19 protein-coding genes are annotated in these 26,199 nt (G+C 48.8%); 11 read left to right on the forward strand and 8 right to left on the reverse strand.

Going from position 1 to position 26,199, the window contains the following annotated elements:
- Position 1: 1 nt before the first annotated feature.
- Positions 2-334 carry an Mpo1-like protein gene (locus ACO05E_RS06395; protein ID WP_419812152.1) on the reverse strand — a complete coding sequence of 111 codons (333 nt, stop codon included), beginning with the start codon at positions 332-334 and terminating at the stop codon, positions 2-4.
- Between the two features lie 369 nt (positions 335-703).
- Here ACO05E_RS06395 and ACO05E_RS06400 point away from each other — a divergent pair, with 369 nt between their 5' ends.
- Positions 704-1,933 (forward strand): polyhydroxyalkanoate depolymerase, encoded by a 1,230-nt coding sequence (locus tag ACO05E_RS06400; protein ID WP_419812153.1) that lies wholly within the window; start codon positions 704-706, stop codon positions 1,931-1,933.
- Between the two features lie 86 nt (positions 1,934-2,019).
- Here ACO05E_RS06400 and ACO05E_RS06405 read toward each other — a convergent pair whose 3' ends face one another.
- A complete protein-coding gene (locus tag ACO05E_RS06405; RefSeq protein WP_419812154.1) occupies positions 2,020-2,697 on the reverse strand; it encodes a hypothetical protein in 678 nt (225 codons plus the stop codon).
- Between the two features lie 166 nt (positions 2,698-2,863).
- Here ACO05E_RS06405 and smrA point away from each other — a divergent pair, with 166 nt between their 5' ends.
- The 7 genes from smrA to ACO05E_RS06440 all read left to right on the forward strand — a co-directional run bounded on the left by smrA (position 2,864) and on the right by ACO05E_RS06440 (position 8,557).
- A complete protein-coding gene (smrA, locus tag ACO05E_RS06410; RefSeq protein ID WP_419812155.1) occupies positions 2,864-3,466 on the forward strand; it encodes a DNA endonuclease SmrA in 603 nt (200 codons plus the stop codon).
- 34 nt (positions 3,467-3,500) lie between these two features.
- Positions 3,501-4,145, forward strand: coding sequence for a guanylate kinase (gene gmk / locus ACO05E_RS06415; protein ID WP_419812156.1), 645 nt, complete (start codon positions 3,501-3,503; stop codon positions 4,143-4,145).
- A gap of 166 nt (positions 4,146-4,311) precedes the next feature.
- Positions 4,312-4,545 (forward strand): DNA-directed RNA polymerase subunit omega, encoded by a 234-nt coding sequence (gene rpoZ, locus ACO05E_RS06420; RefSeq protein ID WP_255858013.1) that lies wholly within the window; start codon positions 4,312-4,314, stop codon positions 4,543-4,545.
- Positions 4,546-4,594: 49 nt separating this feature from the next.
- A complete protein-coding gene (gene spoT / locus ACO05E_RS06425; RefSeq protein WP_419812157.1) occupies positions 4,595-6,715 on the forward strand; it encodes a bifunctional GTP diphosphokinase/guanosine-3',5'-bis pyrophosphate 3'-pyrophosphohydrolase in 2,121 nt (706 codons plus the stop codon).
- Positions 6,716-6,717: 2 nt separating this feature from the next.
- On the forward strand, positions 6,718-7,101 hold the full coding sequence (locus ACO05E_RS06430; protein WP_419812158.1) for a RidA family protein: 384 nt from the start codon (positions 6,718-6,720) through the stop codon (positions 7,099-7,101).
- A gap of 187 nt (positions 7,102-7,288) precedes the next feature.
- Entirely contained in the window at positions 7,289-7,822 is a 534-nt protein-coding gene (locus ACO05E_RS06435) for an RNA methyltransferase (protein ID WP_419812159.1), read from the forward strand.
- Positions 7,823-8,062: 240 nt separating this feature from the next.
- A complete protein-coding gene (locus ACO05E_RS06440) occupies positions 8,063-8,557 on the forward strand; it encodes an NYN domain-containing protein (protein ID WP_419812160.1) in 495 nt (164 codons plus the stop codon).
- A 60-nt stretch (positions 8,558-8,617) separates the two neighbouring features.
- Here the strand turns inward: ACO05E_RS06440 and ACO05E_RS06445 are convergent, their stop codons facing one another.
- The 6 genes from ACO05E_RS06445 to ACO05E_RS06470 form a co-directional block, all read right to left on the reverse strand.
- On the reverse strand, positions 8,618-9,286 hold the full coding sequence (locus ACO05E_RS06445) for a hypothetical protein (protein ID WP_419812161.1): 669 nt from the start codon (positions 9,284-9,286) through the stop codon (positions 8,618-8,620).
- Complete coding sequence (locus ACO05E_RS06450; protein WP_419812162.1) at positions 9,283-10,005, reverse strand: hypothetical protein; 723 nt, start codon at positions 10,003-10,005, stop codon at positions 9,283-9,285. The genes ACO05E_RS06445 and ACO05E_RS06450 overlap by 4 nt, the downstream gene beginning before the upstream one ends.
- Before the next feature lie 36 nt (positions 10,006-10,041).
- Positions 10,042-10,695, reverse strand: a complete 654-nt coding sequence (locus ACO05E_RS06455; RefSeq protein ID WP_419812163.1) for a hypothetical protein — start codon at positions 10,693-10,695, stop codon at positions 10,042-10,044.
- A 120-nt stretch (positions 10,696-10,815) separates the two neighbouring features.
- On the reverse strand, positions 10,816-14,322 hold the full coding sequence (locus tag ACO05E_RS06460) for an OmpA family protein (RefSeq protein ID WP_419812164.1): 3,507 nt from the start codon (positions 14,320-14,322) through the stop codon (positions 10,816-10,818).
- 187 nt (positions 14,323-14,509) lie between these two features.
- Positions 14,510-18,805, reverse strand: a complete 4,296-nt coding sequence (locus ACO05E_RS06465; RefSeq protein ID WP_419812165.1) for an OmpA family protein — start codon at positions 18,803-18,805, stop codon at positions 14,510-14,512.
- A gap of 232 nt (positions 18,806-19,037) precedes the next feature.
- The gene (locus tag ACO05E_RS06470) at positions 19,038-20,309 is read right to left on the reverse strand and encodes a bifunctional O-acetylhomoserine aminocarboxypropyltransferase/cysteine synthase (RefSeq protein ID WP_419812166.1); all 1,272 of its coding nucleotides are present in this window, start codon (positions 20,307-20,309) and stop codon (positions 19,038-19,040) included.
- 121 nt (positions 20,310-20,430) lie between these two features.
- Between ACO05E_RS06470 and radA the strand changes: the two genes are divergently transcribed.
- From radA to ACO05E_RS06485, 3 genes are read left to right on the forward strand one after another with little or no spacing between them, the layout of a single operon-like run.
- A complete protein-coding gene (radA, locus tag ACO05E_RS06475; protein WP_419812167.1) occupies positions 20,431-21,801 on the forward strand; it encodes a DNA repair protein RadA in 1,371 nt (456 codons plus the stop codon).
- Positions 21,802-21,837: 36 nt separating this feature from the next.
- Entirely contained in the window at positions 21,838-22,974 is a 1,137-nt protein-coding gene (locus tag ACO05E_RS06480) for an efflux RND transporter periplasmic adaptor subunit (RefSeq protein WP_419812168.1), read from the forward strand.
- Between the two features lie 5 nt (positions 22,975-22,979).
- Positions 22,980-26,132, forward strand: a complete 3,153-nt coding sequence (locus ACO05E_RS06485) for an efflux RND transporter permease subunit (protein WP_419812169.1) — start codon at positions 22,980-22,982, stop codon at positions 26,130-26,132.
- Positions 26,133-26,199: the final 67 nt, after the last annotated feature.

A 26,199-nucleotide genomic window follows, 5' to 3' on the forward strand; every position in this document is an offset into this window, starting at 1 on the left:
CCTACTCTTTCGGCAACTTCTCGGCAATCTGTCCGGTGACAAAGTCTTTCAACATCACCCAGTCGCCGATAAAACTCCACAACGGATAGTAAAAAGTTGCCGGCTTATTATGCTCAAAGAAAAAATGACCAATCCAGGCCATGCCATACCCCAGTAAAGGCAGCGCCAGTAACCAGATGTACTGACCACTCAACAAGGCATACGCCAGACACAGCAGCACTCCGGATGAGCCGATGTAATGCAGCGCCCGGCATGTAGGGTGAGCATGTTCGGATAAATAATAGGGATAAAATTCTGCAAAGCTGGAAAACGCAGGAGGGTGATTGTCAGACATAAAACACCTTTTACCTTTCGTCATGGCCCCGGTCATTACAAGCCGTCATTACAAGCAGCCATCACGAGCTGTTTATTATTGTTTTTGTTTCCCAAACAGCATAAAACAATTTTTCCAGAACTTCGCCTGATTTACACAATCATACCGCTAACAAGCTCGTGTCCTATAGCGACTCATGCTAAGGTTTTGCTCTGTTGGTTAATTAATCAACAGGCATTCCCAGGGAGCGGGGCCAAATGCGGCAAATGTCGTAATTTGGCGTCAACCGCCAGCAAGCATCTGACACTGCGCTAAGCTCAAATAACAACAAATGAAATGCCAGTAACTCCAATACCAGTCACAGCCACCCGCTGAATCGGGGAGATATCTATGCTTTACAACATCAACGCCCAGATCATGCATGCTATGCAGCCTGTTCATGTGATGGCGCGTCAGGCACGTCAATATTTTTACCAGCCCTGGAATCCACTCAGTTATTCCTGGTATTACCGCACCATCCGGGCTTCGCTGGAGCTAATCGAACGCTTAACCGATTATTATGAAGAACCCGAATGGGAGCTTGATACCACCCAGATTGATGGCCGTGAAGTAGGCATTGAGTACAAGGTGGCACTGGAAAAACCCTACTGTAACCTGCTGCATTTTCGCCGCCGTACCCGCAAGCTCGAACCTCAGCCCAAAGTTCTGATCGCCGCCCCACTCTCCGGTCATTTTGCCACCTTGCTACGTGGTACTGTGCGTGAGTTCCTGCCCGATCATGAGGTGTATATCACCGATTGGCGTAATGCCCGTGACGTGCCCCTGAGTGAAGGTGAATTTCACTTCGATGATTATGTTGATTACCTGATCGAGTTTCTTGACCACCTCGGGCCTGACACACACGTTCTGGCCGTTTGCCAGCCCTGTGTACCAGCACTGGTGGCCGCCGGAGTGATGGCTGCAGATAACAACCCGAACCTGCCGTCCAGCATGACGCTGATGGGTGGTCCGGTGGATACCCGCATCAGTCCAACCGAAGTCAATGACTATGCTTCAGGCAAAGATCTGGAATGGTTTGAAAATAATGTGATCTGTAAAGTGCCACCGGGTTTTAAAGGCAAAGATCAGATGGTGTATCCGGGCTTTATTCAGTTGTCCGGCTTTATGTCGATGAATATGGACAACCATATCTCCAAGCACTTTAAGTTCTTCACCGACCTGATCAAAGGCGACGGTGACAGCGCCGAAGCTCATCGTAAGTTTTACAACGAATATCTGGCGGTGATGGATATGCCAGCACCGTATTATCTCGATACCATTCGTAAAGTCTTTTTGGAGCATCAGTTACCCAAAGGTGAAATCACTCACCATGGCAAACCGGTTGATCTGAAAGCGATTAAAAAGATGGCGCTGCTGACCATCGAAGGCGAACTGGATGATATTACCGGCAAGGGCCAAACCAGCACCGCGCTGGATTTGTGCAGTGGCGTCGCTAAGAGTCGTAAGCAGCATTACGAAGCCAAAGGGGTTGGCCATTATGGGATCTTTAACGGCCGTAAATTCCGCGAGACGATTGCACCCAAAGTAAAAGCCTTTATGGAAAAACACGCGCAGTCATAAACCCATTTTTGGCTCGCCAGAACGAAAAAACGCCATACATCCGGTATGGCGTTTTTCGTTTCAGGGTGCGGGTCTGAATTCTTTGGCTACCAGTCCTGATAACCTTTACGAAGACCACCGTGCGGGTCATCGTGGTGATGATTGTTCTTCTGATGGCCGTTCTGAGCTTGTTCTTGCTGGTGATAGCTGCGCTTCAGATCACCTTCGTGATGCCAGCGGGTTTTAAAACCGGATTGCAGGGTTTGCCATTGCTGTTGTTGCTCACCGGTCAGGATCTCTTTCATGGCACGATCAAACTGGGCCCGGGCCTGCTGACGCTGCTCATGATCCATCGGCCAGCGGTACTGCTGACCTTGCTGGCTCAGCGTTTGTTTCAGCTGAGTTTTCTGTTCATCGGTCATATCCAGCTTTTTCGCCATTTGCCGCAGCCGTTTCTCCATGGCTTCGCGGCGGCGTTCAGCTACCAGCTTACGGGCTTCGGCGCGTTGTTCTTTGGTGAGTACCTGCTGAATTTCATCACGCATTTGTTTCATCAGCGCATGGCCTGAGGTCGACTCAGTCGGCTGATGACTTTTGCGTAATTCACGAAACTGTTTGTGGTATTTGTCTTCGATGGCGTCAATCTGATCTTCCTGCTGCTCACTCAGGCCCAGCTCATCTTCCCAGTCAATCGGTCGCTGAGAACCATCAAAGGCCCAGGCCTGAGCGCTTAACAAGGTACCGGCAGCAAGCGTGGCTAATGGTTGTAAGAACAATCGTTTCATCGTTGTGTTACCTCGTTCGTCAGAACACACAAAGTTTGCAGTACGAAGACGTTATCTATAGTACGGATATCGCTACATAGTTGTGTTTTCCTTCGCAAAGATTTGTCACCCTGCCATCGGGCAGCGCTATAATGGCGTCAGTTTCACCATCCGAGTACCACCCGCCATGTCCCACTGTAATCAGAACAGCAATGATGACGATCTGTTTTTTCAGGAAATGCAGGGCGTCAAACCACTCCAGACCAAAGCCAAAGTACAGCTGGCCAAGGCTGACCTGAACAAAGCCAACGCCGCAGCACGGCAGCTGGCCGCTGAGAAACAGGTGGTTGTGGAAGATAAAAATCACCTGCAAACCAGTGAGGTGAAGCGCATCGGGCCACACGATATCCTCGGCTACAAACGCCCCGGGATTCAGGACGGCGTGTTTCGCAAACTGCGGTTGGGCAAATACGAAATTGAAGCACGGCTGGATTTACACCGCCGCACGGTTGAGCAGGCGCGTGCAGAGCTGTTTCGCTTTGTCCACGATTGTATGGATCACGATATTCGCTGCATCCTGATTCTGCCCGGCAAAGGTGATCGTAATATCGAAGACCCGGGTATTCTGAAAAGTTATCTGGTGCACTGGCTGGAAGACTTAGAGGATGTTCAGGCGTTTCACACCGCTCAGAAGCATCACGGCGGCTCCGGTGCGTTTTACGTGCTGTTGCGCAAAAGTGAGCGCAAGAAACAAGAAGCCCGTGAACGTTACAGCAAGGGTCGGCTATAATCCGGTAATTGTAACTACCAAACCCGAAGTCATCATGTCTGAAACCAACAAAACACCCTTCACTGGCACCTTATTTATTTTTTCAGCACCCTCCGGTGCCGGTAAAACCAGCCTGGTGAAAGCCCTGCTGGAGTGCACCTCTCATATTGGTGTTTCTGTGTCTCACACCACCCGTGCGCCGCGCCCGGGTGAAGTGGATGGCAAAGACTATAACTTCGTCAGCGTTGAGACGTTTCAGCAGCTGATTGCCGATAACGCCTTTCTGGAACACGCTCAGGTGTTCGATAACTTTTATGGCACGTCACAACAGTGGGTGGAAAGTGAACTGGCCGCTGGCCGCGATGTAATTCTGGAGATCGACTGGCAAGGGGCTGAACAGGTACGTCGCCTGATGCCCGATGCCGTCAGTGTTTTTATCCTGCCACCGTCCATCGAAGAGCTGGCCAAGCGTTTAAGTGGCCGGGGTCAGGACAGTCAGGAAATCATCGACCGCCGCATGCGTGATGCGCAAAGTGAAATGAGCCATTACGGCGAGTTTGATTACCTGATCGTCAACAACGATTTTGGTAACGCGTTGCAGGAACTACGCGCGGTTGTGATTGCCCGCCGTCACCGTTTAGAAGCGCAGCAAGTACGCCATCAGGACACCTTAAACGCCCTGCTGGCCGAGCGCAGTTAACTCTGTACTGGGACAGCGGTATAAGTCAGCGGTACCTCAGTTGTACCAAAGAACCGGAAAAAGTTTATTGATATCACGCCATGAGACTTCCCTTACGGCGCTATTTAACTACAATACCCGGTTCTATCAAATTTGATCGTCATTCACCTAATTTGCAGGAAATACCATGGCACGCGTAACCGTAGAAGATTGCTTAAACAACGTTGATAACCGTTTTGAGCTGGTAATGCTGGCAACCAAACGTGCTCGTCAGATTGCCGTACAAGGTGCTGAGCCACTGGTGGCTGAAGAAAACGACAAGCCAACGGTACTGGCGCTGCGTGAAATTGCAGAAGATCTGGTAACTCCTGAAAGCATGGCGGCTCAGGAAGCAGCTGCAGCACGCGCTGAAGAATACTGATAACAGCACTCACGCTGTTCATACCATTCACAAGAGGTAAAGCGCGCCCGTGCCCACTCTTGATGCCTTAGAAGAGCGACTCGCCAAATACCTGAGCAACAGCCAGATAAAACAGGTGAGTCGCGCTTATTATTACGCCGAACAAGCCCACGAAGGCCAGCGCCGTCGCAGTGGCGAACCCTATATCATTCACCCACTGGCCGTTGCTAATGTACTGGCCGACATGCATCTTGACCATCAGAGCCTGATGGCGGCCATGCTGCATGATGTGATTGAAGACACCGGAATTCCCCGGGATGCGTTAGAGAAGCAATTTGGCAGCGTGGTCACCGATCTGGTGGATGGCGTATCCAAGCTGACGCACATTCATTTCGAGAGCAAAGAAGAACAACAGGCTGAGAACTTCCAGAAAATGGCGATGGCCATGGCGAAAGACATTCGCGTGATTCTGGTGAAGCTGGCCGACCGTTTACACAACCTGCGTACGCTGGGCTCATTGCGCCCGGAAAAGCGTCGTCGTGTGGCCCGCGAAAGCCTGGATATTTATGTGCCGATCGCCAACCGTCTGGGCCTGAATGATATCCGCATTGAGATGGAAGAGCTGTGCTTTGAAGCCATCTACCCGATGCGTTCCGGTCTGATTGCGCACGCGGTGAAAACCGCGCGTGGTAATCGCTCTGAAATGGTGGACAATATTTCAGCCGCCATTCGCAACCGCTTAAGCGAAGCCAATATTCAGGCCAGAGTCGTCGGCCGGGAAAAGCACCTGTCCAGCATCTACAACAAGATGAAGGAAAAGCGTAAATCGCTGGCCGATATTATGGACGTGTATGGCTTCCGTATTATCACCAGTTCGATTGATGACTGTTACCGCATTCTCGGCGCCATGCACTCGCTGTATAAACCCATTCCCGGGCGCTTTAAAGATTACGTTGCGATTCCCAAAACCAATGGTTATCAATCGCTGCACACCACCTTAATTGGTATGGCCGGTGTGCCGATTGAAATTCAGATTCGCACCGAAGAAATGGAAGCCATGGCTAACCATGGTATTGCCGCACACTGGCTGTATAAATCCGAAAGTGATCAGACCAGTGGGACGCAGCGCGCGCGCCAGTGGGTTCAGAATCTGCTTGAACTGCAAAAAAGCGCAGGCAGCCCGATTGAATTTGTTGAACACGTAAAAGTGGATTTATTTCCGGAAGAAATTTACGTTTTCACTCCTAATGGCAAAATTCTCGAATTACCGGCCGGTGCAACCGCGGTCGATTTTGCCTATGCCGTACATACCGATGTAGGTAATCGCTGTATTGCCTGTCGAATTAATCGCCAGCTGGCGCCGTTAAGTGCACAACTGCAGAACGGCCAGACGGTACAGATTGTGACCGGCCCGAATACCAGCCCGAATCCGGCCTGGCTCAACTTTGTAGTTACCGGTAAAGCACGCTCCAATATCCGCAGTTACCTGAAGAATCAGCGCCGCAGTGAGTCCGTTTCGTTTGGCGAGCGGTTATTAAATAAAGCGCTGAATGACCTGGGTAAAACGCTGGAAGATATCGACCAGACACACATCGATCTGGTGTTAAAAGAAACTTCTCTGGAAACCTTCGACGATATTCTCGAAGACATCGGCTCCGGCAACCGCATGGCACCGATTCTTGCCCGCCGTTTATTGGTTGCCAACAAAGATACCGATATTGATCTGGATGCGTTTGAACAATCGCCACTGGCGATTAAAGGCACCGAAGGATTAGTGGTCAGTTTTGCTAAATGTTGCAGCCCGATTCCCGGCGATCCGATTATTGGTCATGCCAGCTCCGGCCGTGGCTTAGTGGTTCATACCGACAGCTGTAAAAATGTGCAGGACTTCCGCGATAATCAGGAAAAATGCGTCATCCTGTCGTGGGATAAAGACATCGACAGTGAATTCAGTGTTGACCTGAAAGTCTTCCTCGAAAATCGTCGTGGCATTGTGGTTGAACTGGCTTCCGCCATTAATCAGGCCGACGCGAATGTTGAGAAAATTGATGTCGAAGAACGTGATGCCCGCCTCAGTGTTGTGCACCTTAAAATCAGTGTTCAGGGCCGTCGCCATTTAGCGCGTGCTATTCGTCGCCTGCGAAATATTCGTGGGGTAAATAAAATTGTTCGCAGAAAAAACAAGGATTAATCATGGCTCGTGAAATTATCGCAACTGAAAACGCACCCGCAGCTATCGGCACTTATTCTCAGGCTGTTAAAGTGAATAACACGGTTTACCTGTCGGGTCAGATTCCTCTGGTTCCGGCCACCATGGAAATGGTTGATGGTGATATCGAAGCGCAGATTCATCAGGTATTTAAAAACCTGACGGCTGTTTGTGAAGCAGCAGGCGGTAAATTACAGGACATTGCTAAGCTGAATATCTTCCTGACGGATCTGAGCAACTTTGCGACTGTTAACCAGGTAATGGCACAATATTTTGAGCAGCCTTATCCAGCACGTGCCGCGATTGGTGTGGCACAACTGCCTAAAGATGCAGGTGTTGAGATGGATGGTATTTTAGAGCTGGGCTAACCCGACTTGCATATTGCATCACTCATGTATTTTTCAGCCGCCGCGCCGAAGGGCCATCCATGGCCCTGCCGCACGGTCGCAACATCCATGTTGCTGCTTTTGAAAAACACATGACCGCTGCCTGCCAATCTGAACCCCAGGGTTTTTAACTGCTGGGGTTTTTTATTATTTAAATACCCAAAGAATTATGAGCAAACCCAAAATCACCATCGGTTTAACCAACCCCAAAAGCCCTTCCAACGTTGGCTCCGTCATGCGTGCCGCAGGCTGCTTTGGTGCTGACGAGGTGTATTACACCGGCCAACGCTACGATATTGCCGCTAAATTCAGCACCGACACCCGTAATATGAGCAATAAGATTTTGCTCGAAGGTGTTGAATCATTAATTGAATGTGCTGACCCGAAGGCAAAAATTATCTGCGTTGAACTGGTTGAAGGGGCAACCTGTTTACCGGATTTCCAACACCCGGAAAATGCTCATTATATTTTTGGCCCGGAAGACGGCAACATCAGCCAGGCTATTATTGATCAGGCTGATGAGGTGGTTTATTTACCAACCGTTGGTTGTTTAAACCTGGCGGCGACGGTTAATGTTGTGCTGTACGATCGGGTGGCTAAATCGGATTTAAGTTTTGCCGGTGATGACTTAATTCGCTCCAGCCGCGATGTAAATAACCGGGCAAAAGTTAAATCAAGCCCAGATAAAAATAAGCCTGAATAAGCTTTCAGCCACCGAATCGGTGGGCCATCCATGGCCCTCGATTCTATCGCAACATCCTGTTGCTGTTATTGAAAGCTTATCCAGACTAATTTTTTCAAAGCGTAGGAATAATTTTAACAGTGGTTTTCAAGCAGCAGCGACAGGATGTCGCGACCGTCCGGCAGGCACATGGATGTGCCTTCGGGACGGCAGCGGAAAACTTCTGTTGAAATAATTCCGCTCAGACATAAAGAGAAAAATATGCCTTCCGAAAAAGTTGTAATTCTGGTGGATGTGCAAAACATCTACTACACCTGCCGCCAGGGTTTTGGCCGCAACTTCGACTACAACCAGTTCTGGAAAATGGCAACCCATAGTGCCGATGGCACACCACGCGAAGTGGTAAAAGCCATCGCATACGCCGTTGACCGCGGTGATGAGAAACAAAAGCAATTTCAGAATATTTTGCGCGCCATTGGTTTTCAGGTAAAACTCAAATCTTATATTCAGCGCGCTGATGGTACTTCGAAAGGTGACTGGGATGTTGGCATTACTCTGGATGCAATGGAGTATGCACCCGAGGCTGATACCCTTGTGCTGGCCTCCGGTGATGGCGACTTTGGTATTTTAGTGCAACGGATGCAACACAAATTTCAGACCCAGATCGAAGTATATGGAGTTGAGCAATTAACTGCCGACTCGTTAATTTCAGCAGCCGATCATTACGTTCCGGTGAAGGATGATCTGCTGCTGTAACTCGTCAGGCCGGAATTGAACTGTCACAACTACATATAACTACAATATCTGAATCAGAGCTCAGTCCGCCGTTAATTTAAAGTGTTTCCAGTCCTGCGCACTGCTGAGGTAATACAAACCAATCAGCAGCGCCATCCACCATTCCACAACATTTTTTGGATCATCATCACTGTCGGTTAATTGCAGCACAATCATCACCAGCAGAAAGAACCATTGCCCGGCAATCAAACGCATTTTAAACGTCAGGCTAGTGCCAATATTAATTCCCTGCGCTTGCAGCTGACGTAAATAAAACGTGACCCGGGTTTGTATCAATAAAGAAATCAGAAAAAACAGTGCGGCCCCGACCGTATGCACTGTCCATGGCAGCTCAGATTTATCCGGGCGAAGTACCGCCGTTGCCACAATCAGGCACACCGAGCTGATCACACCAATGGTTGTCATCCAGCGTACTGAAAGAATCGGCTTTTCTGGTGCCAGCTCCGTCAGCCAGCTTTTCATGCAATACCACCAGAATACAAACAGCACACACGCCGATATTAAACCGCCACGGAAGAAGAATGACTGAGGGTCTGGTATTCCGGTTGCTGTAATACTGGTACACCCTGAAATATAAGGCACACAAACCGGTGTATTACCCAGATACATGCCTAGCAGCAGGGTAAACCAAAAGGTCGCATGAGATAGCCAGAAGCTGGAGAGTGCAATACGTTGAGGTAAGGTCTTCATACATTTGCCTCCTGATGCTTTTCTGAAGGGCTCAGTCTTTCCAGACGGGTTAAACGAAAGTTTTTCCAGTCCCAGAATCCGGTCAGGAAAAATACACAGATAAAGGCTGCTAACCACCACTCTACAATTTGTACAATTTCAGAGGTTTCCCGGTCAGTAACAACCAGTACAATCAGAGTTATTAAAGTGAGCAACTGCGCCGTTGCCAATACCACTTTAACCGGGACACTCCAGCGAGGATAATCCAACTGGTCACGCAGCTGATGCATTCTTAACGCCATTAAAATTTGGCAGAGCGAAGTGATCAGAAAAAATAAAATCGCAGTGATTGAATGAAAGCGCCAGATCTCACGGTGCTCTTTGGGAGGCACCATATTTTCACCCATCACTGAAATGGAAGCTACACCCAATACCGATGCTCCCATGGCAATAATAACCAAATGTCGCACCCAGGATTTTATACCGGCACTATTGATACTGTTCAGCCAGGCTGCAGCGCAGTACCACCACAAAGCAAACGATACAAAAGCCACCATTAAGCCACGAAAGACATACGCAGCCGGGTAATAGACTCCGGTGGCAGTAATAGCCTCACAACCATCAATAAATGGATTACAAAGTTCGACGTGCCCACCTTGCCAGCTCAGATAATAAGTAATACTGATCAGGATGACGGGCAGTACAAAAGAAAACAGCGCGGTACGTTGAGGTAACGTCATAAAACTTCCTTTTATTTACTAATCCATTAATAGTAGCTACCCCACGGAAATTTTCACGGATTTCCAATCCCAGAATGACGTCAGAAAATAACAACCAATAAATAAGGTTGCCCACCACTCAATAATGCGTTTGCCATGGCTCATTTCGATGCCAACCGTGACACCGGCAAAGGCAATAAACATAAACCATAAAATAGCCATCAAGGCAGTCTTACAGCGGAAAGACGGTACGGAGAGTCCTTGCTTCCGGGCTTTAACAATTAATACAAAATTAATCGTCAGAGCTATTAACATCCCTTGGAAAAATAAGTTGGCACCGCGGACATGTACGCCCCAGCGTGTTGCATCTTTTTCCGGCAGGAGTACCGCAGTCCCCACCAACAATCCAACGGCGGCCAGGGTGCCAAAAAACTGCATAAAATTGAGTGCAACTTTGCCACTATAAGGCTGCAACCAGCTGCGCATTAACTGCCACCAAATCATAAAAAAAACAGTCGCAGCGATCATGCCGCCACGAAAGATAAAACCACCATCCCCTTTCATTCCGGTATGGGTAATATCGGTGCAGCCATCAATAAACGGATTACACAGTTCGGCGGTTCCCTGAGTGGTACCGATCCAGTAAGTCACCGCAATGGTGCCCATCGATAAAATAAAACTCAGTAACGCAGTCACCTGACCAAAAGACATAAGACGCTCGCATCAATAAAGAATGTGTGCGGCAGTATAAATAAAAAAGCCTCCAACCGTTACCGGTGGAGGCTTGAAGGTCTTTTCAGGTTAACAACCTTTACCGCTGTAGCACCTTGTTTAACGCTGGAGCACTTTAAACTCTACCCGGCGGTTTTGTGCCCGGCCTTCTGCATTATCATTACTGGCACGAGGCTGGCTTTCACCATAGCCTACCGCAGTCAGCTGTTCGGCTTTCACTCCTTGTTCAATCAGATACGCTTGTACGGCTTCTGCACGACGCTGAGACAAGTCCTGATTGTAGGCTTCAGAACCCTGGCTGTCGGTATGAGCCTGCACTTCCAGCTGCGCTTGTGGGAACTGACTGAAATCGGTTGCTAACTGATCCAGCGTGGCCTGACCAGACGGTGAAATATCCGCTGAGTTCAGTGCAAAGCCAATGGCCACAACCACCACATCCACGTCCGCGATTGATTCAGGTGCAGAAGCCACTTCTGCGACAACAGCTTCTTCTGCAACAACAGCTTCTTCTGCAATAACAGACTCGGCAGCTACAGTTTCAACAACGGCAGGCTCTGCCGGTGCGGCCAATGCCTCAATTTCATCATCCTCAATAATAGGCTCAATCACTGCTATTCTCTGCGGCTGTGGTTCTGGTTGAGGTTCTGGCTCAGCAACAACCGGAGCGGGTTGATAAACCGGCTGACGACCAAAGCGCTTAATCAGGTTCAGTGATAATAATGAGGCATCTCTGTCGTAGGATTCATATTCCAGTCGCAGGCTGAATGCATTGGGTAAATAATATTCACCACCAATCCCCAACATCAGCTGAGTGGTTTGTTGTTTGTCATACGCAATATTGTGGCCGTCGTTGGTCATATGATTCACACCACCTTTGGCATACAGCGCAAAACTGCCTGCCTCGCGGGCTTCGCCCTGCAGCCAGTAATGACCAATCACATCAGCCCCAATCATACGGTAATCAATTTCACCGGCAGGGCTCAGCCGTGATTCACCTAAGCGGGCGTAATATCCCTCAAGCGATATCGTGTCATTCCAGTCCCAGCCCGCGGTTAATTTGAACGCCGTATCCGTTTTATCTTTAACGCGGAAATCACCAGAAGTTTTTGGCTCCAGCCAGCTGTTACCAATACCCGCGCCAATATAAAAAGCGGTTTCGTCATTAACGTCGGTATTAGCATCAGAATTACCGCTATCAGCGGCAGCATTGGCTGCCAACGGTAATGCCAGTAACAACACACGATAACGACTGCGTAACGCTAAACCGGCTAACAAACCAATAAATAATAAGTTCAGGCTACCTGCACCACGAAGGCCGGTTTCAATATCGCCTTGTGCAGTTTCATTACAAGAATCAGACAAGCACATACCTGCATCAGAAACACCATCATTATCAGAATCAATACTTAATGGGTTAGTACCATTACGGATCTCCTGCGCTGTTGAAATACCATCGCCGTCATCATCGCTATCTAATGCATTGATTCTGCCATCACCATCGGTATCCGGCTGCGTGCCCTGACCATTATTCGCAAGCTCTGAAGCATCCTTCAGGCCATCACCATCGGAGTCATCACTGAGGGAATTGAGCCCTAAGGTATTTTCCAGAAGCGTTGCAACACCATCGCCATCATCATCAGTATCCAATGCATTGATTCTGCCATCACCATCGGTATCCGGTTGTGCTCCCTGGCCATTATTAGCAAGCTCCGAAGCGTCTTTAATCCCATCTCCATCGGAGTCATCACTAAGAGGGTTGAGCCCTAAGGCATTTTCGATCAGAGTTGAGATTCCATCATTATCATGGTCGACAGCGGAAGTCGTTGGTTCCGAATCAAGATTATTCGGTACACCATCATTATCTGAATCATTATTCGGATTTTCTGGCTCAGTATCCTGATTATTGGCGACACCATCGTTATCACTATCATTCAGAGGGTTCACAGGTTCGTCGTCATCACCATTTAAAACACCATCATTATCAATATCAGCGTCGCTATTATCAGCGGTACCATCGCCATCGGTATCTTTTAAAATGGTAAAGATCAGATTCTTTGAATCGGTGATACTGTCATCCATTGCCGATAGCGTGATATTAATTGGGTTATTCAACAAGGTATTAAATGCCAGGGGCGATTTCAGAGAAAGATTACCGCTGTTATCAATTTCAAATAACTGAGCATCCGGGCCGCTCAGACTCCAGTTCACACTCCCTGTTGGGGTGCCGGAAATAGTAGCCATCTCTGAAAATGGACGACCTTCCAGCAGCTCACGAGTCAACGGGTTAATATCAATGGTGAAAGCACCTAGGTTATTCACAATGTCCTGTATTTCCAGCACGGAATCGACATCCAGTTTACCTTTACTGGCGATTTCATTATTCAAAATATCGATATTGCCTGCTGTTACTCCGGTAACTCCTATGCTGGCATACATTTCAACAGTCGGTTTTTCAGAAGCGCCATTGGTATCGGCATAGGCCTGAATAATGGCTTCATGAACCACATCCTGTACCTTCTTAACCGTATCCAGATCCATACCGTCTTTATCTAAAATCGCTGGATTCACAATGTCGATATTATCGTCGTCAACATCACGAATACTGGCTTCACGATAATCATCGGGGGTTAATGGTCCGGGATTAACACCATCGCCGTCAGCATAATTCTGAATATCTTTTAATAAGTCGGCGATACATGGGTCATTAATGAACAGTGGTCCCCAGAAGTCATCGCGGTATTTATCCGATAAAAATAAATTCAACTTGTGCACCTCACACACATTTAATGCGCGGTCGTACACAATCACTTCGGCAATATCGGCCTGTGCATAGTTATTATCACCATCCCAACCTACAGCAAAGGTTGTTTGTTGGTCGGTTAAATCGGTTGTATCCGTAAAAGGAGTAAACGATGCACCACTATCCGAGCCGTTAAAGCTGACAAATGAAGCGTTTGCTGTGGTGTGTTGATAACTCACCGTCACCAGACGATTGGTATCAGCAATACCAGCATCAATAATCGGAACATTCTGTCCTGCGGGGCCAATCCCTACAATTCCGTCTTTGGGTGTGACGCTACCAAAGGAGTTAAAAAACATCCGATCCCAATTGCGGTTATCAATTCCCCATAACGCACTCCCCTGATCCTGACTCGGCCCCGTCGTGCGATAAACCGTTAAAATCGTAATATCAGGGCGAGCGGTGGGCCGTAAATCCAATGCAACATCATCGGCATTGCCAGCAATACCATCACTTCCTGCGGCACGTACCTGATAAGCAACCCGACTTGATGCAGAAAAAGAAAATGCTGGCTGATTACCAATCGCCGATGTTTTATCCCACAAAGTGGTATTCGACGGCGTTGTTCCGACCGGCACCGTAAAATACTGATTACCGGATTTGTCTCGCCAGGGGGTTGCCGCACTGATGGCATAGCTATCGGGAGCACTGTCATCGGCTTCCGGATCTGAGGCATCCAGCCAGAGCAGTAACCCATTACTGATATCCGCCGGAGCACTGCTTGCCATCGCAGGAGCCACCGCGACCATCATCAGTACACCAGCGAGACTACAGGCACTTGCGACGCTGCAGATAATTCCTTTCATAACCCACCCTTGAATAATGATTCAGTTAGTAACTGGCTATAAGACTAGTACATGATAAGTGGGTCTCTAGCGCTATATCGTTGGAATGATGATTTTTTACAGAATCAAAAAAGCCCCAACCGCTTCCGGTGGGGGCTGAGGGCATTTGCAATACGAGGATTTTCGCAGCTTAAAGTTCTTTGAATGGTTACCGCTTCAGCACTTTAAACTCAACCCGGCGGTTTTGTGCCCGGCCGTCTGCACTGTTATTGCTGGCGCGAGGCTGGCTTTCACCATACCCTACTGCGGTCAGTTGCTCAGCCTTTACACCTTGTTCAACCAGATACGCTTGTACCGCTTCAGCACGACGCTGAGACAGCGCCTGATTGTAGGCTTCCGAGCCCTGGCTATCGGTATGCGCCTGAACTTCCAGCTGCGCCTGTGGGAACTGGCTGAAGTCTGCCGCCAGCTGATCCAGCGTAGCTTTACCAGATGGTGAAATATCCGCCGAGTTCAGTGCAAAGCCAATCGCTGCAACCACAACATCCACGTCTGCGATTGATTCAGGTACAGAAGTCACTTCTGCGACAACAGCTTCTTCTGCAACGGCGGCAGCAATCAAGGGCTCAGCCTCATCCTCTTCAATAACCGGCTCAATCGAAGCCGTGCGCTGTGGCTGTTCTTCTGGCTGAGGCGCAGGCTCAACAACCGGGGCTGGCTGATAGGAGTTACTGCTACCAAAACGCTTAATCAGATTCAGCGATAATAACGACGCATCATTATCGTAGGACTCGTATTCCAACCGCAGGCTGAATGCTTTGGGTAAATAATATTCACCACCCAGCCCCAGCATTAACTGAGTGGTTTCCTGTTTTTCATACGGCAGGTTTTTACCATCATTGGTCATATGGTTTAAGCCACCTTTGGCGTACAGGGCAATACTGCCCTGGCGGCGAGGCTCACCCATCAGCCAATAATGACCAATGACATCGCCCCCGACCATACGGTAATTAATTGACCCCTGTGGGCGGAATTTGGCGTCTCCTAATTCAGCGTAATAGCCTTCAATAGAAATATGATCATTCCAGTCCCAACCGGCGGTTAATTTCAAACCCGTATCATGCTTAGTCTTTTGGCTGAAACCGGTACCTGAGTTATCCGGGTCAAGCGTACTGCGGCCAACACCCGCACCCACATACACATTCATTTCATCCCACCACTCATCAGCCTGAGTCGTTAATGGCAGAGCTGCCATTAACATCAGACCAACAGTACGCAGACGATTGGTATGGCGCAGCATCACCAACAACGCCAACATCAGCAACAGACTCAGGCTCATGCTGCCGGTACCACTAACACCGGTTTTAATGGTGTCAGACCCTGCTGCATCGGCTTCTGGAGCCGGGCTTGGAGCTGCTTCAGGCGCTGCCGGGCCAGGAGCAATCGGAGATGTATCTGGCTGAGCCGAGCCATCAATGGTGTCATCCAGATAATCCGGCGTTGTATCGCCATTATTGTCGTTACAGGCCGCTGCGTCCGGGCATTCTTCTGAATCGGTTTTACCATCGTTATCGGAATCGTCATCGCGATAGTCTGGCGTTTCATCACCATCGGTATCACGTGGCGTCTCAGAATCTCCCCTCTCATCGGAGTCTTTGATGCCATCGTTATCCGAATCATCATCCATATAATCCGGAATACGGTCGCCATCGCTATCACGCGGTGTTTCACCATCGCCACGCTCAACTGCATCACTGATACCGTCGTTATCCGAGTCACCGAAGCCATCCGAGGTACCAGCATCATTCATGCTGTCGGCATCCTTGTAATCATCAATACCATCGAGATCAGAATCCGCCGCATTAGCCGGATCGAGCACGCCATTTAACTCATCAATATCGGAGGTGTTATCGTTGTCATCATCGGTATCAGCGAAGTCAGCGGTACCATCACCATCGGTATCCAGTAGCGGCGCAACTTCATCCGCATCCTTGATGCCGTTGTTATCACTGTCGTCATCCAGATAGTCCGGCGTGCCATCACCATCACTGTCGGCACAGCTTGGTGCCGATGCACATTCCTGAATATCGGTCAGGCCATCGTTATCCGAATCGCCACCAGTACCGTCAGTGGTGTCATCGTCTTTATCCAGATAATCCGGGATCTTATCGCCATCGGTATCAATAACCGGCGTCAGTGGGTTGTTATCAGTATCATCATTGTTGTCGCTTAACTCATCAGATGTTAATACGCCGTCGCCATCATCATCGTTATCGCGAGCATCAATGGTGCCGTCACCGTCGGTATCACGTTGCGTGCCTTCACCGTTATTAGACACTTCATCAGAGTCTTTGATGCCGTCACCGTCAGAATCATTATCCAGCGGATCCAGGCCTAACCCGGTTTCTTTTTTATCAGAAATACCGTCGTTGTCTGAGTCGCTGTTTTCATCATTCGGATCACTATCATCGCCGTCTTTAACACCGTCGTTATCTGAGTCGTCATTCAGAGGATCAGTGTTATTGGCTTTTTCTTCGGCATTGGTAGAGCCATCGTTGTCCGAATCGTTATTCGGGTTATTTGGTTCCGCATCCTGACCATCTTTAACACCATCGTCATCAGAGTCGTCATCTAATGGATTGGTGTTATTCGTTTTTTCTTCAGCGTTGGTTGAACCGTCATTATCCGAGTCATTGTTCGGGTTATTTGGCTCAACGTCATGACCATCTTTAACACCATCGTCATCAGAGTCGTCATCTAATGGATTAGTGTTATTCGCTTTTTCTTCGGCGTTGGTTGAACCATCGTTGTCCGAGTCATTGTTCGGATTATTCGGTTCAGTGTCTTGGTCGTCGTTAACACCATCATTATCATCATCTAAGTCATTGATATCCGCGGTACCATCACCATCGGTATCTTTTAAGACCGTTAAAACAATATTTTTAGAATCAGTATTACCGCCATCATCCGTTGCCGTAATCGTAACGTTAACTGGATTATTGGCTAACGCATTAAAATCAGCCGGAGTTTTCAGGGTTAAAAGTCCACTGTTTTCATCAATCGTAAACAGGTTCGCATCAACACCAGATACACTCCACACAACATTGCCACTTGGTATACCTGATAGTACGGGCGTCACGGAGAAAGCAGTACCTTCAATAATCTGACGATTTAATGGATTAACGTCGATAACAAAAACACCAATCGCATCCACAATGGCCTGTACTTTTTCTTTGCTATCAACTTCGGCTTTTGTTTTGCCCGCAATTTCAATATTAACCTGATCAATATTGCTATCTGTGACACCGGTTACCCCAATCGAGTCATATATTTCAGGCGTGGGTACCGGCTTAGAAGCGCCGTCAGTATCGGCGTAGTTCTGAATAATGGATTCATCAATAATACGCTGTACGTCAGCAACTGTATTAATATCGGTTGAAGATTTCGCCAGGATAGCGGCATTAACAACAGCCAGGTTTTCTTCGGAAACATTGCCGGCACTCACATTAATATAATCCTGCACAGTTAATGCAGCAGGTGTTGTGCCATCACCATCGGCGTAGTCTTTAATCTTTTGTAATAAATCAACCAGACAAGGTTCGTCGTCAGGAATTGGCCCCCAGAAATCATTTTTATATTTTTCTGACAGGAAAAAATTAACTTTATGGGCTTCACAAGCGGTTAACGCTTTTTCATACACAATAATTTCAGCGATATCAGCCTGAGCGTAATTATTATTACCATCCCAACCAATCGCAAATATTGGCTGCTGGCCCAGAGCGGTCGTAGGGTCATTATCTGGATCATCTGACGTAGTGTCGGTAAAGCGGGTAAATGCCGTCCCTGTCGTCACACCATTAAAGCTGACAAATGAGCCGTTATCTTCATTGTGATTGTAGCTAACCGTTACCAGACGATTTTCATTTTCAATACCGGCATTCGTGATTGAAACACTTTGAGAAACCGGGCCAATACCCACGATGCCATTAATCGCAGCACTGCCGGAGCCGAACGAATTAAAAAACATCCGATCCCAGTTATTATCATCCAGCCCCCATAAGCCACTACCCTGACGTCTGGGCTCACGTATCTCACCCGAAGCAATAGGCACGTTACGATATACGGTAAAAATGGTGGTGTTTGGCTTAGCTTGAGGGCGCAAGTCTAGCGCCTGATCTGCCTGATCTTTGATCTCATAAGCAACCGCGTTACTTTGGCGAAATTCAAACGCTGGCTGCTCTCCGATGTCCGATTGACTATTCCATGCGGTTGCATTGCGGGCACCAGCAACAGGGACGGTCATGTATCCCTGAGACGTTTTATCCTTCCAGGGCGTATCTGCGGTGATACTAAAACTATCAGGCGTAACGCCATCCGCATTCGGATCCGAGGCATCCAACCACAATACAGCTCCATCAACACCACCCGGTGCATTATTCGCGGCATAAGCAGACGACATCAGAGAAACGCCTATCGCTACCCAACAACCTGTAAACCGACCCATAAACCCATCCCTTAAGTTATATTTTTGACGACTAAGCCGTTCTTATTAACCGTTTAGATACAAAGTGGCGGGATGTTACCAGTAAGTAATCGAAATTCTATTGATATTTTACATTTCCACCTGATCTTTTACATTGCGATAACATTGCACTCAATGGCACAAAAAAAGCTTCCAAACCAACGGCCAGGAAGCTTTTTATAGAAACAACAGTGACGGATATCTTGCGTCCAGACTATCGGGCAGCAGCTAACGCCTGTTCAATATCAGCAATAATGTCATCAGCGTGTTCAATCCCAATCGACAGGCGCACCAGATCAGTGCTCACCCCCGCTGACTTCATTTCGTCTTCATTCAGCTGGCGGTGAGTGGTGGTTGCCGGGTGACAAGCCAGTGATTTGGCATCACCAATATTCACCAGACGCTTGATCATCTGCAGCGCATCAATAAACCGGGTGCCAGCAGCCACACCGCCCTGAATACCAAAACTCAGAATGGCCGAAGGTTTGCCAGACACCATACGCTGCGCTACCGCGTAATGAGGGTTGTTCTCCAACCCGGCATAATTTACCCAGGAAACCTGTTCATGATTACTCAGGTATTGCGCCACTTTTTGCGCATTTTCAACATGGCGATCCATACGTAACGCCAGAGTCTCAAGCCCTTGCAAAATCATAAACGCATTCATGGGTGATAACGCCGCCCCCATATTACGCAGCGGCACCACACGGGCACGGCCGATAAAAGCCGCTTCACCCATGGCTTCGGCATATACCACACCATGGTAAGACGGATCTGGCTCGTTAAAACGCGGGAAACGCGGATTGTCTTTCCACGGGAATTTACCGGAATCCACAATAATGCCGCCAACCGTGGTGCCGTGACCGCCGATGTATTTAGTCAGCGAGTGCACCACGATATCAGCGCCATGTTCAAACGGGCGACATAAATAAGGCGTTGCCACCGTGTTATCCACAATCACAGGAACGCTGTGTTTATGAGCCATATCCGACAGCGCCTTCAGATCCACCACGTTACCGGCCGGGTTACCAATGGATTCACAAAACAGCGCTTTGGTGTTGTCGTCAATTAATGCTTCCAGTGCAGCAATATCATCACCGGATGCCATACGCACTTCGATACCCTGTTGCGGCAAGGTATGAGCAAACAGATTATACGTTCCACCATACAACTGGCTTACCGAAACGATATTATCGCCTGCCGCTGCCAGTGTCTGAACAGCAGCAGTAATGGCTGCCATGCCGGAGGCCAGACACAAGCCCGCAATGCCACCTTCCATCGCAGCGATACGTTGTTCCAGCACATCGTTGGTTGGATTCATAATGCGGGTGTAAATATTACCCGGCTCTTTTAAATCAAACAGATCAGCCCCGTGTTGTGTATCACGAAAGCTGTATGACGTGGTTTGATAAATGGGTACCGCCACTGCACGAGTGGTTGGGTCTTCACTAAAACCGGCATGTAATGCCTGGGTTTCTATTTTCATGTTCGCGTCCTTATTGTGAATCTTCATATTATTATTGGCGCCTGCCAGTGTATCAAAGCGATGAAAAGCCACCACCAAAAAGATAAACTCTGCTCTTAATTTACCCGGCAGAGACAACCCGATGGCAAAGAAAAAAACAGCGTATGTGTGTAATGACTGCGGTGCCGATCACACCAAATGGCAAGGCCAGTGCACCGGTTGTGGTGCCTGGAATACGCTGCAGGAGTTTGTGGTTTCAGCCGCCAAAACTGCCAGCCGCGAGGCCAACTTCAGTGGTTATGCCGGAGCCGCTGCCGAGCAAGGGGTACAGCGTCTTAATGAAGTTAATCTTAATGAAGTACCACGTTTTTCCAGCGGTATGCAGGAGTTCGATCGGGTATTAGGCGGCGGGTTAGTGCCCGGCTCGGCCATTCTGATTGGTGGTCACCCGGGGGCGGGTAAGTCCACACTACTGCTGCAAACTCTGTGTCATCTGGCGTCTCAAATGCCAGCGTTATACGTCACCGGCGAAGAAAGCTTGCAACAGGTAGCGCGCCGTGCCCAACGTTTAGGTCTGCCGATGGATCAGCTGAATATGCTGAGCGAAACCAACGTCGAGCGTTTAACCAAAACCTTACAGCAGCATCAGCCAAAAATTGTGGTGATCGATTCCATTCAGGTGATGCACGTCGATGGCATTGAATCGGCTCCGGGCAGCGTGTCGCAGGTTCGCGAAAGCGCCGCCTATTTAACCCGCTTTGCCAAACAAACCAACACGGTATTATTTTTGGTTGGCCATGTAACTAAAGACGGCACCATTGCCGGCCCCAAGGTGCTGGAACATATGATCGACTGCTCCATCATGTTAGAAGGCTCTGGCGACAGCCGCTTCCGTACCTTGCGTGGTATTAAAAACCGTTTTGGTGCGATTAACGAGCTGGGTGTCTTTGCCATGCTCGAACAAGGTTTAAAAGAAGTAAAAAATCCCAGCTCCATCTTTTTATCACGTTCCGAAGAACCTGCCGCCGGCAGTGTTGTGATGGTGATCTGGGAAGGTACCCGGCCGTTATTGGTGGAGATTCAGGCGCTGGTCGACGACAGCCATTTTGGTCACCCCAAACGTGTCGCGGTTGGTTTGGATCAAAACCGATTAAATTTATTACTCGCAGCCATGCACCGCCATGGTGGTATTCACCTGGGTGATCAGGATGTCTATATCAATGTGGTGGGTGGCGTTAAAGTCACCGAAACTGCCGCCGATCTGGCGCTGTTATTAGCGGCCCTGTCATCCTTCCGTAATCAACCTTTGCCACAAGATTTAATTGTGTTTGGCGAAGTCGGGTTATCCGGAGAAATCCGACCCGTACCTTCCGGACAAGAGCGTATTAAAGAAGCAGCCAAACACGGCTTTAAACGCGCCATTGTTCCAAAGGGCAATATGCCGCGTCAGGCGATTGAAGGTATGGAAGTTATCGGGGTGGAAAAACTGCAACAAGCCATCGAACGAATCTGATACTCTACGTGTGGATTTAACAAGGAATGCTTGCATATGAAACCCCGTATGAAATATCTGCTACAAAGCCTGACCCTTTCGACTTTGCTTGGCACAGTTTCTTTTTCTGCCCTGGCCGAAGATAAACCAGAGAATACGGAGCAACATACGGCTGTTATTGTTGAAACCATTAAACGCCAACCACTATCCCGCCAGTACGACACGCCCGGGCGGGTTGTTGCCGCCAGCCGCATTGATATCGTCCCGCGAGTCACCGGCATTATTGAGCAGCAGGCTTTTATCGAAGGTTCAACCGTCAACGAAGGCGAGCTGTTATTTCAGATTGAAAAAGACAGCTATCAGGTTCAGCTACAACACAGTCAGGCCGACTTAGCCAGCGCCAAAGCCAGCCTGAAGCAAGCCGAAACCGATTTAAAACGCTACCGCAAATTAATTGTTACCAACGCCATTTCCGAATCCGAATTAGGCACCGCCGAAGCCACCCGCGATCAGGCTGCTGCCTCCGTGATGGCCGCCGAAGCCGGAGTACAACAAGCCAGACTGGATTTAGGTTACACCGAAATTTATAGCCCAATTACCGGTCGTATTGGTAAGGCCACTATCAGTGAAGGTAATGTGGTCACCCCGAATTCCGGTACTCTGGTCACCGTTGCCCAGCAAGATCCGATTTATGTTGAAATAGCCTTCAGCGATAAATTATTAGTGGATATTCGTCGCCGCGCCATGCAGCTTGAAGAAAATGAAAAGGTCATCGCCCGACTGATTTTATCGGATAACAAACCTTACCCTTACGATGGCGTGTTTGATTTTATTGATCCAACAGTATCAACCGAAACCGATACCGTCACAGTGCGCGCCGTATTTGATAACCCGGAAGGCTTGTTGTTACCCGGGCAATATGTACGCGTACAAATTGAGCCGAAAAACATTCCGAAAGTGTTGGCGATTCCACAATCAGCTGTGCAACGTGATAAAGACGGATTTTTTGTCATGATCGTTAATGATCAGCAACAGGTTGAACAACGCCGAGTTGACCTGAGCCAGCAAATCCGTGGTTTATGGGTGATTAAAAGTGGCTTAAACGAAGGCGAGCAGGTGATTACCGAAGGCCTGCAAAAAGTGCAGGTAGGCGAGACAGTCAAAGCCATGATCGCCATCCCTGACGCGGAGTAATCAGTATGTTCTCCCAGTTTTTTATTCATCGCCCCAAGTTTGCGCTGGTTATCTCCATCGTCATTATGATTGCCGGTTTATTGGCCTTAACCGCCTTGCCGGTAACCCAATACCCGGAAATTACTCCGCCACAGGTTAAAGTCACCGCCAGCTATACCGGCGCTAACGCCTTAGCGGTTGAACAATCGGTCGCCGCACCCATTGAAGCTATGGTCAATGGTGTAGATGACATGCTGTATATGAACTCCGTCAGTGGCAACGACGGCAGTTATACCCTGACCATTACGTTTGAAGTCGGTACCGACCCGGATCTGGCCGCCGTAAACGTGCAAAACCGCGTGTCTCTGGCACAACCCAGCCTGCCACAAGAAGTGGTGCGTATGGGGGTCACTACCGAGAAACAAGCCAGCAATATGTTAATGGTGATTGCTCTGACCTCTCCCGGTGGCACTCACAACAACCTCTATATGAGCAACTATTCCTCAGTATTTGTTGAAGATGCCATCGCCCGGATTAACGGCGTGGGGGGTGCCAACCAGTTTGGTAGTATGGAATATGGTATGCGCATCTGGCTCGATCCAGATCAGTTACGCAGCCTCGGCTTAACGCCGCAGGATGTGAATAATGCGATTCAGAGTCAGAGCGTTCAGGCGGCACTTGGTCAAATTGGTGCACCGCCGTTAAAAGACGAACAACAATTCCAATACACCATCACCGCCCAAGGGCGTTTAACCACGCCGGAAGAGTTCGGCAATATTATTGTCCGCTCCGGTGATGACGGTGGCCTGCTGTACCTGAAAGATGTCGCCCGTATCGAACTGGGTTCACAAAGCTACGCCGTTAATATGCACATTAATGGCGGCAGCGGTGTGCCATTTGCGGTGTACCAGAGTCCGGGTGCAAACGCACTGGATGTCGCTGATCAGGTTTATTCTGAACTGGAACGTCTGAGTCAGTTCTTCCCCGAGGATATGGAATATCAGGTGTTCTACGACTCCACCGATTTTGTCCGTGCCTCCATTTCAGAAGTGATCAGCACCCTGGCTATGACCTTTGTGTTGGTTGTCGCAGTGACTTATTTATTCCTTGGCGATTTACGCGCGACATTAATTCCTTCTGCCACCATTCCGGTGTCGTTAATTGGTACCTTTATCGCGCTGTCAGTAGCGGGCTTTTCGATTAACACCATTTCGTTATTCGCCCTGATTCTTGCCATTGGTATTGTGGTTGACGATGCCATTGTGGTGGTGGAAAACGTCAAACGTCATATGGCCGAAGATAATCTCGATTCGGTGACCGCCACCGAAAAAGCCATGGTGGAAGTCTTTGGCCCTGTGGTCGCCACCACACTGGTATTGCTGGCGGTATTTGTGCCAGTCGCCTTTATGCCAGGTTTAACCGGTGAACTGTACACTCAGTTTGCGGTGACCATTTCTGTCGCCGTGGTGTTCTCCTCAATTAACGCCCTGACCTTATCTCCTGCTTTATGTGCACTGTTATTAAAACCAGAAGGCGAGAGCAAAGGCTTCTTTGCCTGGTTTGATCGTCAGATTGATAAAATTCGCGGCAAATATATGAAAGGCGCGGTATTCCTGAATACCCGTAAAAGTGTGGCGCTGGGCAGCCTGGGCGTAATCGCATTAATGACCGCATTTTTATTCAGCAACACCCCAACCGGCTTTATTCCCTACGAAGATCAGGGCGCGTTTTTTGTCGATGTATCTCTGCCTCAGGGTGCCTCATTAAACCGTACTGATGAACTGGCGTTGGGATTAGATGAAGGCGTACGTCAGCTCGAAGGGGTCGACCGTACCATGCTGATTTCTGGCTTCAGCCTGTTGGCAGGTGCTGCATCCTCCTCCAGCGCCTTTATGTTGCCGGTACTGGATGACTGGTCGGAACGTGAAGATCTGCCCTGGTACAAAGTCTTCGGTGAAATGAACACCGTGCTGAAACAAGAACCCGGTGCTAACGCCTTTGGTTTCCCACCGCCACCCATTCCTGGTTTGGGTAATGCCGGTGGCCTGGAAGCCAACCTGCTGGATTTAGGCAGTGGTACTCCCCAAGAACTGGCTCAGGTTTCCAGCGCGTTTATTCTTGCACTGAATAATTCCGAAATAGTAAAACAGGCTTATACCCGTTATAACGCCAGCAACCCGCAACTACACATGACCATTGATCGCCAGAAAGTACAGGCGCTAAAAGTGTCACTGTCGGATTTATTTGCCACCTTACAAAGCCAGTTAGGCTCGGTTTACGTTAACGACTTTAATATGTTGGGTCGTAATTTCCGGGTGATGATTCAGGCCGAGAGTGAGTTCCGAAATACTATTTCGGACATCAACGCTATTTATGTGCGCTCCACTACCGGACATATGGTACCGGTCGGTTCGCTGGTGAATATCGAACAGATTCTTGGCCCACAACAACTGGATCGTTTTAACCTGTACCGTACCGCCAAGCTGGTGATTACCCCGGAAACCGGTTTCAGCTCGGGTGATGCCATTGCCGAAGTGGAACGTCTGGCAGCAGAAACACTACCGGATGGTTATGGTCTGGAATGGATGGGCACCGCACAACAAGAACAGGAAGCCTCGGGTTTAGTGGTGGTAATTTTTTCACTGTCGTTATTATTTGCTTACCTGTTTTTAGTGGCACAATACGAAAGCTGGACCATTCCGATGGCCGTGATGTTATCGGTGGTGGTTGCTATTATGGGTGCGATGTTACCGCTGTATTTAATTCCCGGCATTGATAACAACCTGTATGCCCAGGTGGGGTTAGTCATGTTAATTGGCCTGGCGAGTAAATCCGCTATTCTGATTGTCGAGTTTGCCAAGCAGCGGCATGAAGAAGGCCTGTCAATTCTCGATGCCGCAGCAGAAGCTGCTAACCTGCGCTTCCGTGCGGTATTAATGACGGCTTTCTCCTTTATTCTCGGGGTTGCGCCATTAGTGGTCGCCAGCGGTGCCGGTGCGATGAGCCGAATTTCGATTGGTGTGGTGGTACTGTCCGGTATGTTATTCGCTACCGTCATTGGCATTATGCTGATTCCGGCGTTGTATGTGATTATGCAAAGCCTGCGGGAAAAACTAAAAGGTGGTTCGGCTGTAACGGCAAGCCATATTGAAAGAAACGACGCTAAAACCAGCGAATAATCTCCCCAGTTAGTGCAAAAACAGAAACGCCATCAAATAATTTTTTGATGGCGTTTTTTCAAATTGC

It is taken from the genome of Bacterioplanoides sp. (assembly GCF_965226395.1).
GTDB lineage: Bacteria > Pseudomonadota > Gammaproteobacteria > Pseudomonadales > Oceanobacteraceae > Bacterioplanoides.